Raw genomic sequence first — 14,644 nt, 5'->3', positions numbered from 1 at the left:
GGCTATCCCTTGGTCCCCGACATGGCGATGCCTTCGACGATCTGCCTCTGGAAGAGGAGAAAGAAGATGAGAGGTGGCAATGCCGCCAGGAGATTGGCGGTCATGACCACATCGACCGTCACATGCGAGAAGGGCGCGTTGAAGAGGCCGACCACCTGGCCCACGGTATAGAGTTGCGGGCTCGGCGCCACGATCAACGGCCAGATGAAATTGCCCCAGGTCTTCATGAAAGTGAGGATGGCAAGCGTTACCAGCGCATTGCGCGACAGCGGCAAGGCGATATGCCAATAGATCTGGAAATGATTGGCGCCGTCGAGCCGCGCCGCCTCGATCATCTCCTTTGGCAACGACTTCATGAACTGGATCAGCAGGAAGAGGCCGAAGGCGGAAGCGAGGCCCGGTACGACGAGGCCCTGCATGGTGTTGAGCCAGCCCAGATCGGCGGTGAGGAGATAGGTCGGGATGAGCGTCACCGCCGTCGGCACCATCAGCGACAGCATGACGATGGCGAACATCCAGCTCTTGCCCGGGAAATCGAAGAGCGCGAATTCGAAGGCGGCCATGGAGCCGACCAGGATCACGCCGACGATCGTCAGCAGGGCATAGGCGATGGAGACGAAATAGGCCCGCAAATAGGGCGTCTCGGTGAATATCATCTGGATCTTGGCAATGCCGGAGCTGAATGATGTCGGGAAGAGCCGCGGATTGATGGAGACGGGAATGCCGGGCTCGGCAAAGACGACGTTCACCATCCAGACGATGGGGAAGACTGCGACGATCGTGATCAGGATCGCGACGATCCATTTGAGCACTGTCCAGGCGGAGAGGCTCATCGGTCGTAGTCCTTGCGGCGGAAGACGAACATGGCGGCGGTCACCAGCACGATGATGGCGGTGAGGATGAAGCCATAGGCCGAGGCCTGGCCGAATTTGAGCTCGCCAAAGCCTCGGCCCATCATGTCCATCACCGGGAAGAGCAGGGCCTTCTGGCGCCCGCCATAGTCGGAGAAGGAGGAGCCGGCGAGAAGCCAGGGCATATCGAAGACCTGGAGCGCCGAGATCACGCCATAGGTGGTGACGAAGAACAGCACGGGGTAGAGCATCGGGATGGTGACGTGGAACACCTCCTGCAGCTTGTTGGCGCCGTCGAGCCGCGCTGCCTCGTAATACTGGGCGGGAATGTTCTTGAGGCCGGCCAGGATGATGACCATGTTGAAGCCGGCCGAGACCCAGACATCGACGGCGATCAGCGAATAGAGCATCGTCGAGGTATCGTTGAGGAACTGCACCGACGGCAGGCCGAACCAGCCGCGGATCATGTTGAGGAGGCCGAAATTCGGCGTGTAGATCCAGCGCCAGATGGTGGCCGCCAGGAACATCGGCAGGATGACCGGCATGAAGTAGACGCTGCGGAAGAAGTTCGACCAGAAGCCTCTGAAGCTGTTGACGAGGAGCGCCAGGCAGAAGGCGGTCACGATGCCGAGCGGCACGGTGATGACGATGTAGGTCGAGAGATTCCACATTGCCTTGCTGAAGTCGCGCGAGGCAATGATTTTCTGGTAGTTGCCAAGACCCACGAAGTGCCGAGACGTCGTCGCGTTCCAGTCGAAGAAGCTGTAGAAGAAGCCGCTCGCGATCGGATAGAGGAAGAATACCGCGAAGAGCAGCATGAAGGGCGCCACCATCAGAAGGTGCGGTATGTGCTTCTTCTCGATCATGCAGCGCAGTGTTTGACTATCACTGAAGCTCCTCCATCGTTTCCCTTCTCCCGCGCACAGCGTGGGAGAAGGTGGCCGAAGGCCGGATGAGGGCTCTTTCGTGCAGCGTTCAACGATCTCAATGAGTATCCCCTGCCGAGACAAAGAGCCCTCACCCGCCCTTCGGGCACCCTCTCCCATCGCTTCGCAACGGGAGAGGGGGAAATTCTGGAGATGTCTCGCGTATTGTAAATCCTCATATGCGACAGCCGTGTCCCCCGCAGGGGGAGAGGGGATCTGTGTCAATTCCCCGCAAGGCACTCGTTGAGCTCGCTCACCAGCTCTTTCGCGCCATCTGCCGGCGTGATGCTGCCGTCGGCCGCGGCCTGGGCATTGTCGCCCAGGATCGAGCGATAGCAGTTCGGATAGGCGCCGACGAAATAGGGCGGCATGCCGTCGATCGCCTTGGCGGCGGCCTTGTTGGTGATGGCGATCAAGGGATCGCCGGCGAGCGAGGGATCGCTCATGGCAGCAGCGCTCGCATTATAGCGCGACAAGAGCTTGGCCCAGCGCAGCATCTGCTCCTTCGCGGTGACATAGCTTGCGAATTCGAAAGCGAGCTTGGCATTCTTGCCGGGCGCCACGCCGATGAACTCATAGCCCTTGATGCCGGCATAATCGCCTTCCGTCTTGCCGGGCGAGAGCACGAAATCATATTTGAGCCCCGACGTCTTGGCGGCCTCGGCATAGGTCGGATTGACCCACGGGCCGACCAGATGGAAGGCGAGCTGGTTCGAGATGAACAGGTCCTTGGTCGCCTGGTCGTTGCGGCTGGTGCCGCTGTTATAGGGCTTCATATCGACGAACATCTGGAGGGCTTGCGCATATTTCTCCGGATTGATCTTCGTCTTCTTGGCGGCGAAATCGACGCCCCATTCATCTTTGGTGGCGACGCCGGCATAGGTATCGACGATCGACTGCCAGGTCTGCGTCTGGTCGGGCACGGCGAATTTGCCCTTGGCTTTTATCTTCTCCATCTGCGAGAGCCAGTCGGCCCAGTCCTTGATCGGTTTCGCGGGATCGATGCCGGCTTCCTCGAGCACCGTCAGGTTGCGGAACATGAAGGAGCCATAGCCGGTATAGGGCAGGCAATACATAGTGTCGGGCTTGGGCGTGCACATGGCGATCAGGGCCGGGTCGAAGCTGTCGCGATAGTCCTGCGGCATGGCCATGAAGTCGGCATAGATGTTGTTGAGAGCGCCCGCTTCGACGAGTTGGGCCCCGACCGCGACGCCGTTCATGAATACATCGGGAAGCGTGCCGCTCGCCGCGCCCGTGACCTGGCCCGTGGTCAGGTCGTCATCGCCCTTGCCGGTGATGTTGATCGTGACATTGGGATGTTTGGCCTTGAACTCCTCAATGAAGGCCTGCTGCAGCTTGAGCGCCTCTCCTTGAGCGAAATCGGAATAGACCCAGTATTCGAGGGTGACCGGGTCCTCGGCGCGCGCGCCGCCCATGGTCATAACAAGGGCAAGCGCCATCAGCGACGCCTTGCCCGCCCAACGCATCGTTTTTCTTGTCATTAAAACCTCCCGTGATAGCTCATGGGTTCAACGCCGAATGCCGGCATCCGAGCTCCCGACGCCGCGGCCTCATTAAGTTAGGCAGCTTAACAAACAAAATAGGATGCGCAAGGGGCAAATCGTCTTTCGCATGTGCCGACAGGTAACGGGATCAGGCCGGAAGGGAACCGACGAGCAGCTCGCAGGCGTGGTCGGCGGCGATCTTCTCGATGCCGAGAACCGTGGCATCGGGCCCGAGCACGCTCGCAGCGATCTCGGTCGGATAGCTCAGCCGGTTCACCGTCGCGCGGATCAAGGGCAGCATCAGCGCATTGCCGCCAATGCCGCCGCCCAGCACGATGAGCCCCGGATCGATGAGCCCGACACAGGCGGCGACGATGGCGCCGACATCCTCGGCATGCCGGCGGACATGATCGAGGGCCGCTTCATTGCCTTGCTCGGCGAGGGCGAAGAGCTCCGCCGTGTCCGCGGGCGGCTTGCCGCGCTTCGGCCAGGCGGCCTTCACGCGGGCGAGGAGCGCATCGGCGCCGATATAATTCTCGAGCGCGACATTTTCGGGCGTGAGGCCCGGCGCCCAGGGATAGGGGAGGTGGCTGATCTCGCCCGCCCCGCCACTCTTGCCGCGGATGAGCCTTCCGCCCAGCACCAGGCCGGCGCCGATCTTCACCCCGATCTGCACATAGGCGAAATCGCTGCGGCCTTTGGCGATGCCGTGGCTTTGCTCGGCGATCGCGGCGCAATTCACATTGTTCTCGAGCAGCAGGGGAATGCCTTTGGGCGGCGTAAAATGGCTGAAGAGCCGTTCCTGGCCAGTCTCGGCCTTTTGCGCCTCGTCCGCCACCACGCGCGAAGGAAGCGCTATGCCGAGCGCCCGCAACTTGCCCCAGCTCTTCTCGGTCAAGGCGCGCGCCGCTTCGACCTCATCCGCCACCGCCTGGCTGATCTCGTCACTCAATTGCCGCTGGTGGGAGGCGAGACGATACACGCGATGATGCAGCAAGCGCTTGTCGAGGGTCGAGACCCTGAGGCGCACATGGGTCGAGCCCGCATCGACCGCGATGACATGGCCCGCCCCCGGACCCAGCCTGTACATGCCGGCCTTGCGGCCGAGAGCGCCCTGAATCTCGCCGATCTTCTCGACATAGAAGACGCGGTCGAGCTCGGCGATCGAAGACGACATGGTCGGACGCGACAGATCGAGCGCCGCACAGAGCTGAGGCCGCGTCGCCGGGCCGTCGGCGAACAGCTTGCGGAACACCGCGCGGGCGCTCGCGGTGAATCCGGCACGGATGTCGGTTTCGCTGAGCGTGGCTGATTTCACGCGATACCTTGTAAGTTAAGTGACCTTACTAACGTCATACAGGAAGCGATTTGATAGAGCAAACAGCAACAGGACTCTGCCCCCTGAAGCGCTGCCCTTGACATCGCGGGCCAAAGCGTAGTTTGGAAAATATCAGAATTGGAAAGTGTGCCCGAAGTTCATGGCCCGACTTGATCCGGGCACGTTGCTTTTTAATTCGCTCCCCAAAATGGAACCGTCACATGACCAGAACGCCTTGAACGCGGCGACGATCGCGGCGTTCTTCACCACTATCGTCGAAACCATCCTGACGATCTTGCATGAGCTCAGCGCCTGTTGCCGGGAGGCCCCACTGCTGCGCCACAAAGCGGGCTTCCTGCGGCCTGCGGTAAGCGCGCTCGACATCCCTGCGCGCAAGCGCTCGCCCGACTTCGAGCGGGCCGTCATGATGGCTATCAAGCTCTCTCACGAAAAAGCCCGACGCAACCCTATTGAAAGGGTATTTGAAAGGGATATCGAAAGGATATTGAAAGGGTAAAGCTATTGGCCGCGAGGGCATGCATGCCCCCACGTAAAGGAAACGAACGATGTTGATCGAACATGCCGGCAAATCTCCGCAAGTCGACCCGTCGGCCTGGGTCGCGCCCGACGCGACGATCTGTGGCGATGTAACGGTCGGGCCGGGCGCACGTGTGATGCATGGCGCCCGCATCGTCGGGGAGGGCGGAGGCACCATCACGATCGGCCAGTACTGCATCGTCATGGAGAATGCGGTGGTGAGGGCGAGCCCGCGCCACCCTTGCAGCATCGGCGATCATTGCTTGATCGGCCCCAATGCCCATGTCACGGGCGCGGTGCTCGGTGCCCAAGTCTTCGTCGCGACCGGGGCTGCGATCTTCCACGGCGCACAAGTGGGGGCAGGATCGGAGATACGCGTGCATGCCATCGTGCATTTGCGGACGCGACTCGAGGCCGGCGCCATGGTGCCGATCGGCTGGGTGGCCGTCGGCGATCCGGCGAAAATCCTGTCTCCCGACCGGCATGACGAAATCTGGGCCGTGCAGAAGCCGCTCAATTTTCCGGAATGGGTCTATGGGCTCGATCGCAATACGCCCGACCTGATGGTCGAGGTGACGAGGCGCCTCTCCGGAGCGCTCGCCGGGCACGCGCATGACCGCCGCACTGAGACATGAACCCTATCCGGCCTGATACTGGAAGAACTGCAGGAACATCTCGCGCTCGGTGGTGATGTCGAGCTTCTCATAGATGCGCCTTCGGTGGTTTTTGACGGTGCCGACAGTGATGCCGAGGCGCTCGGCGATCGTCGCGGTGGGATGCCCGCTCAAGATGAGCTCGGCGAGCTCCTTCTCGCGTGCGGAAAGCTCGGGCCACAGACCCTCCGGAATACGCGGTTCGCGCTGCGGCGCGCCACCTTTGCCCAAAGGCGCCGTGGTCCGCCGGAAATCCGGTTGGCGCGATTTGATGTCCAGGGCATGCAGAGCGGCGAAGACGGGGAGCCGCTGCACCAGGAGGGCGATCTCGGCATCCTTGAAGGGCTGATGTGCACGGTCGAGGAAAATCCCCAGGCACCAGTCGCCGCCGTCCTCGAGCAGGATGCCGACCTCATCGCAGATCTCCGACTGGGCCAGGAATTCGGCAATATATTTGCCGCGCTTCAGATCCTCGTCTGCCAGATGCTTGAGCGGCACGATGCCGAGCTGCCGCCGTTCGCGCCAGCGGGCATAGAAGGGGTCGTAGACATAGTAGCTTTCGAGATAGCGGCGGACCATTTCGTCGGAAAAGCGCCGATGCTTGACGAATTCGGGCTTGCTCGTCGCCGAATAGCGCGTGACGGTGATGAGGTCATGGGCAACGGCCGAGCCGATGACATCGATCAGGCGATCGACATGCTCCGCGCTGCCGGTCGCCGCGATCGCCTCCGCCAGGCTTTGCCAGAAGTCGGCCATAACGTCATCCATTCGAGCCTCGCTCGGCCCGGCCGTCATTGTGTCTTTTGGCATATGGCGCTTCTCCCCCTCGGCCAATAGCCTGACGCCCGAAATCAAGACCAATGGAGTGTCTGGCCATGGAAAATCCCATCGTGATCGGCATCGATGCCGGGGGCACCATGACCGATACCATTCTTGTCGACCAGCACGGACATTTCAAGATCGGCAAGTCGGCGACGACACCGCGCGACGAGGCGGAAGGCTTCATCGCCTCAGCGGCGGATGCGGCCGAGGCCTGGGGCATCTCGCTCGACGACCTGTTCTCGGGCGTGAATGTCGTCCTCTATTCGGGCACCGGCATGATCAACACGCTCCTGTCGCGCACGGGACGCAAGCTCGGCCTCATCACCACCAAGGGCCTCGAGGACATGATCCTGATGGGCCGCGGGCTTCAGGCCTGGGCCGACTATTCCTATGCCGACCGGCTCCATGCCGTAACCCATCACCATCCCGACGCCCTGGTGCCGCGGCGCCGCACCCATGGCGTCACCGAGCGCATCGACCAGTTCGGCGATGTCGTCCTTCCCCTCTATGAGCATGAGGTGGTCGAGGCCGCGCAAGCGCTGATCCGCGACAAGGTCGAGGCGATCTGCATCATGACCATCTTCTCGCATGTCAATCCGGCGCATGAGAGGCGCATCGCCGAGATCTGCCGCGACGAGATCGCCAAAGCCAAAGCCGACATCCTGGTCTATGCCAGCCACCAGGTGCGCCCGGTCATCCGCGAGCAGTCGCGGCTCAACAGCGTGCTGATCGAGGCCTATGCCACCTCGCGCGGACGCCGCCAGCTCAAGGGCATCGAGGACGCCTCGCGCAAATATGGCTTCAAATACGGCGTGCAGACCTTGCTGTCCTTCGGCGGCCTGACCTCGATCAACCATCCGCGGCTGCATGAGACGATGATCTCAGGCCCCATCGGCGGGATATTGGGGGCCGCCTATGTCGGCAAGCTCATCGGCAACGACTCGCTCATCTGCTCCGACATGGGCGGCACTTCCTTCGACATGGGCGTCATCACCCGCGGCCAGACGCGGATCGAGAACGAGCCCCTGATGGACCGCTTCAAGCTCAATGTGCCGACGCTCCATCTCGACACGATCGGCGCCGGTGCCGGCATGATCCTCAAAGTCGATCCCCTGACCCGGAAAGTAAGCCTCGGTCCCGAAAGCGCCGGCTCCGATCCGGGGCCCATCTGCTTCGACAAGGGTGGCACCGAGCCCACCATCGCCGATTGCGACGCCATACTGGGCCGCCTCAATCCGGATTACTTCCTCGGCGGCAAGGTCAAGCTCAAGGTCGAGAAGGCGCGCCAGGCCTTCAAGCAGAAATGCGCCGACATACTTGGCGTCGGCCTCGAAGAGGCGGCCGAGGGCATGATCAACATGCTCGAGACCGACGCCAACAACGCGCTGCGCCGGGTGATCTCGGGGCAGGGCATCCATCCTTCCGAATTCACGCTTCTCTCCTATGGCGGCTCGGGCCCCTTGCACCTCGCCGGCTGCTCGCGCGGCATCGGCTTCCGCGACATCATCACCTTCCAGTTCGCCGCCGCCTTCTCGGCCTTCGGCTGCACCACGGCCGATTACATGCGCCGCCACTCGGTCTCGACCCAGATCGACATTCAGGCGAAAGCGGACGATGCGGCGCTCGAAGCCTTCGGCGCCCGGGTGAGCACGGTCTGGGCCGATCTCACCAAGGCCGCGGTCGAGGAAATGATCGCCGACGGTCATGCGCGCGCGAAGATCACGACCACGCCCTTCCTCATGATGCGCTATACCGGCCAGCTCGAGGATGTCGAGGTGATGGCGCCTTTGGCCGCGGTCACATCGGCCGACGACATGCGCCGCGTGATCGCCGAATTCGAAACCGTCTATGCCAAGGTCAATCACCGCGTCTCGCGCTATGGCGAAGCCGGCTTCTCGATCACCGAGCTCGGCCTGATCGCGACCGCCGACAAGGTGAAGCCGGTGCTGGTCAAGCGGCCGATGGGCAAGTCCGATCCGGCATCCGCCCACAAGGGCGTGCGCGAAGCCTATATCGGCGGGCGCTGGCACAAAGCCGATCTCTATGAGATGGACCTTCTGCAGCCGGGCCATGAGGTCATCGGCCCAGCCATCATCGAACATCCCGCTACCACGCTCGTCGTCCATCCAAAGGATCGGGTGACGATCGATGAGTGGACCCTTCTTCACTACAGCCACGCTTAAGGAGAGACCCATGTTGAACCGGCCAGCTTCTCCTTCGCGCCTGCGTGAACGGCTCATCGACTCCGAGCGGCTGATGGAGGAGACGGGCTGCTACGACGGCATCACCAAGCTCGAACTGCGCGCCCGCGACCCGCTCAAATTCGAGACGCTGCACACCAAGCTCCGGGCTTTCTGCGTCTCGGCGCGCGAGATGGCGCGGCGCATCTCGGCATCGCCCGGCGTGCGCGAAGTGGGCGAGATGGTGGTCGCGATCTATACGCCGGAAGGCGATGCCATAGCGCTTTCCAACGGCATCATGGTCCATGTCCACACCATGAGCCGCTTCATCAAATGGATGATCCGCAACGGCTATGAGGACAATCCCGGCATCCGCGACGGCGACATCTTCGCCAATAACGATGCCTTCATCGGTACGGTGCAGGTGCCGGACGTCATGGACGTCGTGCCGATCTTCCATGAAGGCAAGCTCGTTGGCTGGGCAGGCGCCGTCTGCCATGAGCTCGAAGCGGGCGGCATTACGCCGGGCGGCGATGTGTGCCTGGCCCAGGAGCGCTTCACCGAGGGGCTCTTCGTCTGCGCCGAGAAGGTCGGCGAGAATGACGAACTGCGCCGCGACTACATCATCCGCTGCGAGCGCAATCTGCGCATGCCGATCTATTGGGTGCTGGACGAGAAGGCCAAGGTCGCGTCCTGCATCGATATGCGCGAAAGTGTCAAAAGCCTGATCGAGGAAGTCGGACTCGATTACTGGATGCGGGTGTCGAAGGAGTTCATCGAAGAGGGGCGCCGCGCCCAGCTTGCCCGCACGCGCCAGCTCACCGTGCCCGGCAAATATCGCGGCCATACTTTCTACGGCCATGTCACCGAGGGCAAGCCGGGCTTCCAGCCGCTCGGCGATCCGAACTGGCTCTACAACATGCCGATCGAGATGGAGATCACGACCGACGGCAAGATCACCATGGATTTCGAGGGCACCCAGCCCTGGGGCTACCATTCGATGAACTGCACGCCCGCCGGCATGGATGGCGGCATGTTCGTGACCTTGACCCAGCATATGAACTTCGAGGGCCTGGTGAATGACGGTGCCTGGATGGCGACCGAGCTCAAGCTGCCCGAGGGCACCTGGACCAATCCCGACAATGAAATGGTGGCGACCGCGACCTCCTGGGCGCTGCTGCTGCCCGCCTATGGCGTGTTCCAGCGCCTCTTGTCGCGCGGCTTCCTGGCCCGCGGCTTCATCGAGGAAGTGTTCGTCGGCCAGGTCAACAGCCCGATGATCGAGATGGGCGGTCAGAGCCAGTATGGCACGCCCTTCGGCATGGCCCATTTCGAATGCGCGGCGGCGGGCTCGGGCGCGCTTGCCATCAAGGACGGGCTCGATACCGCCTATGTCGGCTGGAATCCCGAATCCGACATGGGCAATATCGAGATCTGGGAACAGAACATGCCGATGGTCTATATCGGCCGTTCCATCGTTGCCAATTCGGGCGGCGCCGGCAAATATCGCGGCGGATGCTCCTTCGTCTCGACCTGGCTCATCAACAAGACGGCGCATCTGCGCCTCGTCACCTCGGAACATTCCTCGCGCGTCTTCGATAATGCCGGCATGTGCGGCGGCTATCCCGCACCCACCTGCCAGAAGCACCGCGTGGTGCGGAATTCCAATATCCAGGAGCTGGCCGAGAAAAGGCTGCCGCTGGCGCATGCGCCGGGCACCGATCCGCATAAGTCCGAGCTCGAAAAGCGCATCGGCGGCAAGCATGAGATCGTCGAAGGACCCTATATCACCGCTCCGCACAAATCGGGCGATATCTTCACCCATTCCTATAATGGCGGCGGCGGCTATGGCGATGTGCTGGAGCGCGATCCGGTCAAGACCGCATCGGACGTCGAGAACGGCTTCCTCACGCGCGAGGCGGCGGAGCAGGTCTTCGGCATCATCCTGAAAGACGACGATGACGGCTATCCGGTCGCCGATCTCAAGGCGACGAATGAGCGCCGCGCCCAGATGCGCAAGGCCCGGCTCGAGAAGGCGGTGCCGGTGACGGCGTGGATCGCTGCTGAGCGCAAGCGCGTAGCGGATCAGGATTTCGCGCCGGAAGTGCGCAAGATGTATGCCAGCGCCATGAAGCTCTCACCGCGCTTCGCCAGGGAGTTCCGCGACTTCTGGCAGCTCGATCCCCAATTCACCCTGGCGGCGGAGTAGGCCCATGACCTCATACAGCAAGGACGTCATCAGCGATCTCGTGGCCGGCACGCTGCCCTGGCGCCAGACCAAGCGGATCATGAGCGCCTATAAGGACGACACCCGCTTCTTCACCTATGTGGCGGTGTTGCAGGACCGTGTGCGCTGGAAGGACCCCATCCTGCTGCCGATCAGTGACCATCTGTTCATCTGCCAGAGCGGCGAGGAACGGGTGACGAAATGCGAATGCGGCCATTGCTTCGGCGACTACCGCAAGAATTGGAAGCTTGCAGCGCATATCCATGTCCGCAACAGCGAGACAGCGCTGGCCGAGATCTATCCGAACAGCGACATTCCCGATCCCCAATGGATGGAGATCCGCGAATTCATCTGTCCGAGCTGCGGCACTTTGCATGAGGTCGAGGCGGCGGCGCCGGGCTATCCGATCGTGCATGATTTCGAGCCCGATCTCGAGGGCTTCTATCGCGACTGGCTGAAGAAACCGCTTAAGGACCCCTAGAACAAGGAGAGCGCATGACCAAGGCACGGCCCAATATCCTCATCCTGATGGTCGATCAGATGAGCGCGCGGGCGCTCGCGGCCTATGGTCACTCTTTGGTCAAATCTCCCCATATCGACGGGATCGCCGGACGCGGGACGGTGTTCGAGAATTTCTATTCGAACTTCCCGCTCTGCGCGCCGGCGCGGCTTGCCTTCATGACCGGGCGGCTCTGCTCCACCATCGGGGCCTGGGACAATGCCGCGCAGCTGCCTTCGGACATCCCGACCTTCGCGCATTATCTGCGCCTTCTCGGCTATCGCACCTGCCTTTCCGGCAAGATGCATTTTATCGGGCCGGACCAGCTGCACGGCTTCGAGGAGCGCGTCACCACCGACATCTGTCCCTCGGATTTCAACTGGACGGCGGATTGGGACGATCCATGGCGCACCATGGACTGGTTCCACGACATGAAGAATGTCAAGAATTCAGGGATAGCCGAACGCTCGCTGCAGCAGGATTATGACGAGGAAGTCGCCTATAGCGCCTCGCGCTGGATTTTCGACCTGGCGCGCGATCCCGACAAGCGGCCCTTCCTGCTGGTGAGCTCCTTCACCCATCCGCATGATCCCTATGTCACGCCGAAGCGCTTCTACGACCTCTATCGCCATGACGAGATCGACCTGCCGCGCGTGCCCTTCATTCCGCCGGAGAAGCGCGATCCGCACAGCCGGCGCCTCTATGAGCAATATGACCGCGGCGATATCGGCATCACCGAGGAGGACGTGCGCACCGCGCGGCATGCCTATTATGGCAGCATCTCCTATGTCGACGAGCGGATCGGCGAGGTGATCGACGCCCTGCGGCGCTCGAAGCTCTTGGACGACACGATCGTGATCTTCTGCGCCGATCACGGCGACATGATCGGCGAGCGCGGCCTCTGGTACAAGATGAGCTTCTATGACTGGTCGGCGCGCGTGCCGCTGATCATGGCGGGGCCTGGCATCAGCAAGGCGCACCGCATCAAGGCCAATTGCTCGCTGGTCGACATCCTGCCGACCCTGGTCGAGATCGCCGCCGGCGACAATTGGCCGGGCTATCCCGACCCGCCCGACGGCCAGAGCCTGCTGCCGCTGTTCACGGCGGACGATGCGGACCGCGTCGCCGTGAGCGAGCTCATGTCGGAAGGGGTCGCGGCCCCTTATGTGCTGATCCGCAAGGGCCGCTACAAGTTCACTTTCGTCGAGCATGATCCGCCGCAGCTCTTCGACATGGAGCAGGATCCCGACGAGATCGCCGATCTTGCGGCGGATCCGGCCTATGCGCCGGTGATCGCCGATTTCCGCGCCGAACTGGCGCGGCGCTGGGATCTGGGCAAGCTCAAGGACGAGATCGTCCGCAGCCAGCGCCGGCGGCGCCTGGTCTATCAGGCGCTTAAAGTCGGCGAGGTCACGCCCTGGGACTACCAGCCCTGGCAGGACGCCTCCAAGCGCTATTACCGGGGCTCGCGGTCCTATCATGAAGCCGAACAGAGAGATTTACTGCGCGATTGAGTCAACGACAGACAACAGGAGGAAACAGATGACGCTTGACCGGTTGAAGACGCTCACCAGAACACGCCGCCTGTCGCGGCGCGAATTCATCCAGCAGGCTATCGCCGCCGGCATCACAGTGGCCGCGGCCGAGGGCCTGTTCACCGCCATGGCGCGGGCCGAGCCCAAGAAGGGCGGGCGGTTCCGCATGGGGCTCGGCAGCGGTTCCACCAATGACACGCTCGATCCCGGCAGCATTCCCGATACGTTCAACCAGGTCGTCGCCTGGGGCGCCTTGCGCTCGAGCCTGACCGACGTCACGGCGGACGGCACGATCGTTCCCGATCTCGCCGAGAGCTTCGAATCCTCACCCGATGCGAAACAGTGGGTGTTCAAGCTGCGCAAAGGTGTGGAGTTCCACAATGGCAAGAGCGTCGATGCCAATGACGTGGTCGCGTCGTTCCAATATCATCTGGGCGCCGACTCCAAGTCGGCGGCGAAGCCCCTGCTGGCCGATCTCACCGAGGTGAAGGCCGATGGCAAGGACACGGTGGTGTTCACGCTGTCCAACGGCAATGCCGACTTTCCCTTCGTGACCTATGACTTCCATATCCCGATCATGCCGGCCGCCGACGGCAAGGTCGACTGGGAGTCCGGCATCGGCACCGGACCTTATGTGAAATCGCGCTACGAGCCCGGCGCGCGCTTTGAAGGCAAGCGCTACGCCAATTATCACGGGCAGACTTATTTCGACGAGATCGAGGTCCTGTCCATCATCGATGTCGCGGCGCGCATGAACGCGCTCATCACCGGCGAGATCGATTTCGCCGACCGCGCCGACCTCAAGACGCTGCCCATGCTGCAGAGAAATCCGGGCGTCGTGGTCTCGGAGATCGCCGGATTCGCGCATTACACGGCGCCGATGAACTGCACCGTGGCGCCCTTCAACGACAAGAATGTGCGGCTGGCGCTCAAATATGCCGTCGACCGCCAGGAGCTGGTGAACAAGATCCTGCTCGGCCACGGGACCATCGGCAACGACAACCCGCTCGCCAAGGGCGTGCCCTTCCATGCGGATCCGAAGGAGCAGCATGCCTACGATCCGGACAAGGCTAAATTCCACTTGAAGGCGGCAGGGCTGCAATCCCTGGCGGTCGACCTCTCGACCGCCGATGCCGCCTTTGCCGGCGCCGTCGATTCGGCGCTGCTGATGAAGGAGCAGGCGGCCAAGGCCGGCATCGACATCAACGTGGTGCGTGAGCCCAATGACGGCTACTGGTCCAATGTCTGGCTGAAGAAGCCCTGGTGCTTCTGCTATTGGAACGGCCGCACGACGGCCGATGCCATGTTCACGACGGCCTATGTCACGGGTGCGGCCTGGAACGACACCTTCTGGTCGAATGCGGGTTTCGACAAGATGCTGGCGGCGGCGCGCTCGGAACTCGACGCCAACAAGCGCGCGGGGATGTATGCCGAACTGCAGAACCTCGTGGCCGAGGATGGCGGCGCGCTCGTTCTCATGTTCAACAACCTGGTCAATGTCCATTCCGACAAGCTCGCGCATGGCCCGGTCGCGCCGAATTACGATGTCGACGGCATGAAGATCGCGCAACGCTGGTGGTTCGCATGAGGA

12 protein-coding genes are annotated in these 14,644 nt (G+C 62.3%); 7 read left to right on the top strand and 5 right to left on the bottom strand.

Features of this window, described 5'->3' with window-relative positions; genetic code table 11:
- Window positions 1-2: 2 nt before the first annotated feature.
- From DS839_RS10330 to DS839_RS10315, 4 genes are all read right to left on the bottom strand, one after another.
- On the bottom strand, window positions 3-833 hold the full coding sequence (locus DS839_RS10330) for a carbohydrate ABC transporter permease (RefSeq protein WP_119270226.1): 831 nt from the start codon (window positions 831-833) through the stop codon (window positions 3-5).
- Window positions 830-1,717 (bottom strand): carbohydrate ABC transporter permease, encoded by an 888-nt coding sequence (locus tag DS839_RS10325; protein ID WP_119270225.1) that lies wholly within the window; start codon window positions 1,715-1,717, stop codon window positions 830-832. Before DS839_RS10325 ends, DS839_RS10330 begins: the two co-directional genes overlap by 4 nt.
- A gap of 281 nt (window positions 1,718-1,998) precedes the next feature.
- Window positions 1,999-3,279, bottom strand: coding sequence for an ABC transporter substrate-binding protein (locus tag DS839_RS10320; protein WP_368911447.1), 1,281 nt, complete (start codon window positions 3,277-3,279; stop codon window positions 1,999-2,001).
- 151 nt (window positions 3,280-3,430) lie between these two features.
- On the bottom strand, window positions 3,431-4,600 hold the full coding sequence (locus DS839_RS10315; RefSeq protein WP_368911445.1) for an ROK family transcriptional regulator: 1,170 nt from the start codon (window positions 4,598-4,600) through the stop codon (window positions 3,431-3,433).
- Window positions 4,601-4,760: 160 nt separating this feature from the next.
- Here DS839_RS10315 and DS839_RS10310 point away from each other — a divergent pair, with 160 nt between their 5' ends.
- Window positions 4,761-5,117, top strand: a complete 357-nt coding sequence (locus DS839_RS10310; protein WP_119270224.1) for a hypothetical protein — start codon at window positions 4,761-4,763, stop codon at window positions 5,115-5,117.
- 49 nt (window positions 5,118-5,166) lie between these two features.
- Window positions 5,167-5,772: a gamma carbonic anhydrase family protein gene (locus tag DS839_RS10305; protein WP_119270223.1), complete on the top strand. Its 606-nt coding sequence runs from the start codon at window positions 5,167-5,169 to the stop codon at window positions 5,770-5,772.
- Between the two features lie 3 nt (window positions 5,773-5,775).
- Here the strand turns inward: DS839_RS10305 and DS839_RS10300 are convergent, their stop codons facing one another.
- A complete protein-coding gene (locus DS839_RS10300) occupies window positions 5,776-6,558 on the bottom strand; it encodes a helix-turn-helix transcriptional regulator (protein ID WP_162918428.1) in 783 nt (260 codons plus the stop codon).
- A gap of 107 nt (window positions 6,559-6,665) precedes the next feature.
- Between DS839_RS10300 and DS839_RS10295 the strand changes: the two genes are divergently transcribed.
- Genes DS839_RS10295 through DS839_RS10275 form a run of 5 tightly spaced genes read left to right on the top strand, consistent with a single transcriptional unit; the run spans window position 6,666 to window position 14,641 of the window.
- Complete coding sequence (locus DS839_RS10295) at window positions 6,666-8,795, top strand: hydantoinase/oxoprolinase family protein (RefSeq protein WP_119270221.1); 2,130 nt, start codon at window positions 6,666-6,668, stop codon at window positions 8,793-8,795.
- 10 nt (window positions 8,796-8,805) lie between these two features.
- Complete coding sequence (locus DS839_RS10290) at window positions 8,806-11,001, top strand: hydantoinase B/oxoprolinase family protein (protein WP_119270220.1); 2,196 nt, start codon at window positions 8,806-8,808, stop codon at window positions 10,999-11,001.
- Between the two features lie 4 nt (window positions 11,002-11,005).
- Window positions 11,006-11,500 (top strand): acetone carboxylase subunit gamma, encoded by a 495-nt coding sequence (locus DS839_RS10285; protein ID WP_119270219.1) that lies wholly within the window; start codon window positions 11,006-11,008, stop codon window positions 11,498-11,500.
- Window positions 11,501-11,514: 14 nt separating this feature from the next.
- On the top strand, window positions 11,515-13,032 hold the full coding sequence (gene betC, locus DS839_RS10280) for a choline-sulfatase (RefSeq protein ID WP_119270218.1): 1,518 nt from the start codon (window positions 11,515-11,517) through the stop codon (window positions 13,030-13,032).
- Window positions 13,033-13,060: 28 nt separating this feature from the next.
- Window positions 13,061-14,641: an ABC transporter substrate-binding protein gene (locus tag DS839_RS10275; RefSeq protein WP_119270217.1), complete on the top strand. Its 1,581-nt coding sequence runs from the start codon at window positions 13,061-13,063 to the stop codon at window positions 14,639-14,641.
- The last annotated feature ends 3 nt before the right edge of the window (window positions 14,642-14,644 follow it).

Source organism: Taklimakanibacter deserti, assembly GCA_003574785.1.
This window is presented reverse-complemented; position numbering and strand designations above follow the sequence as displayed.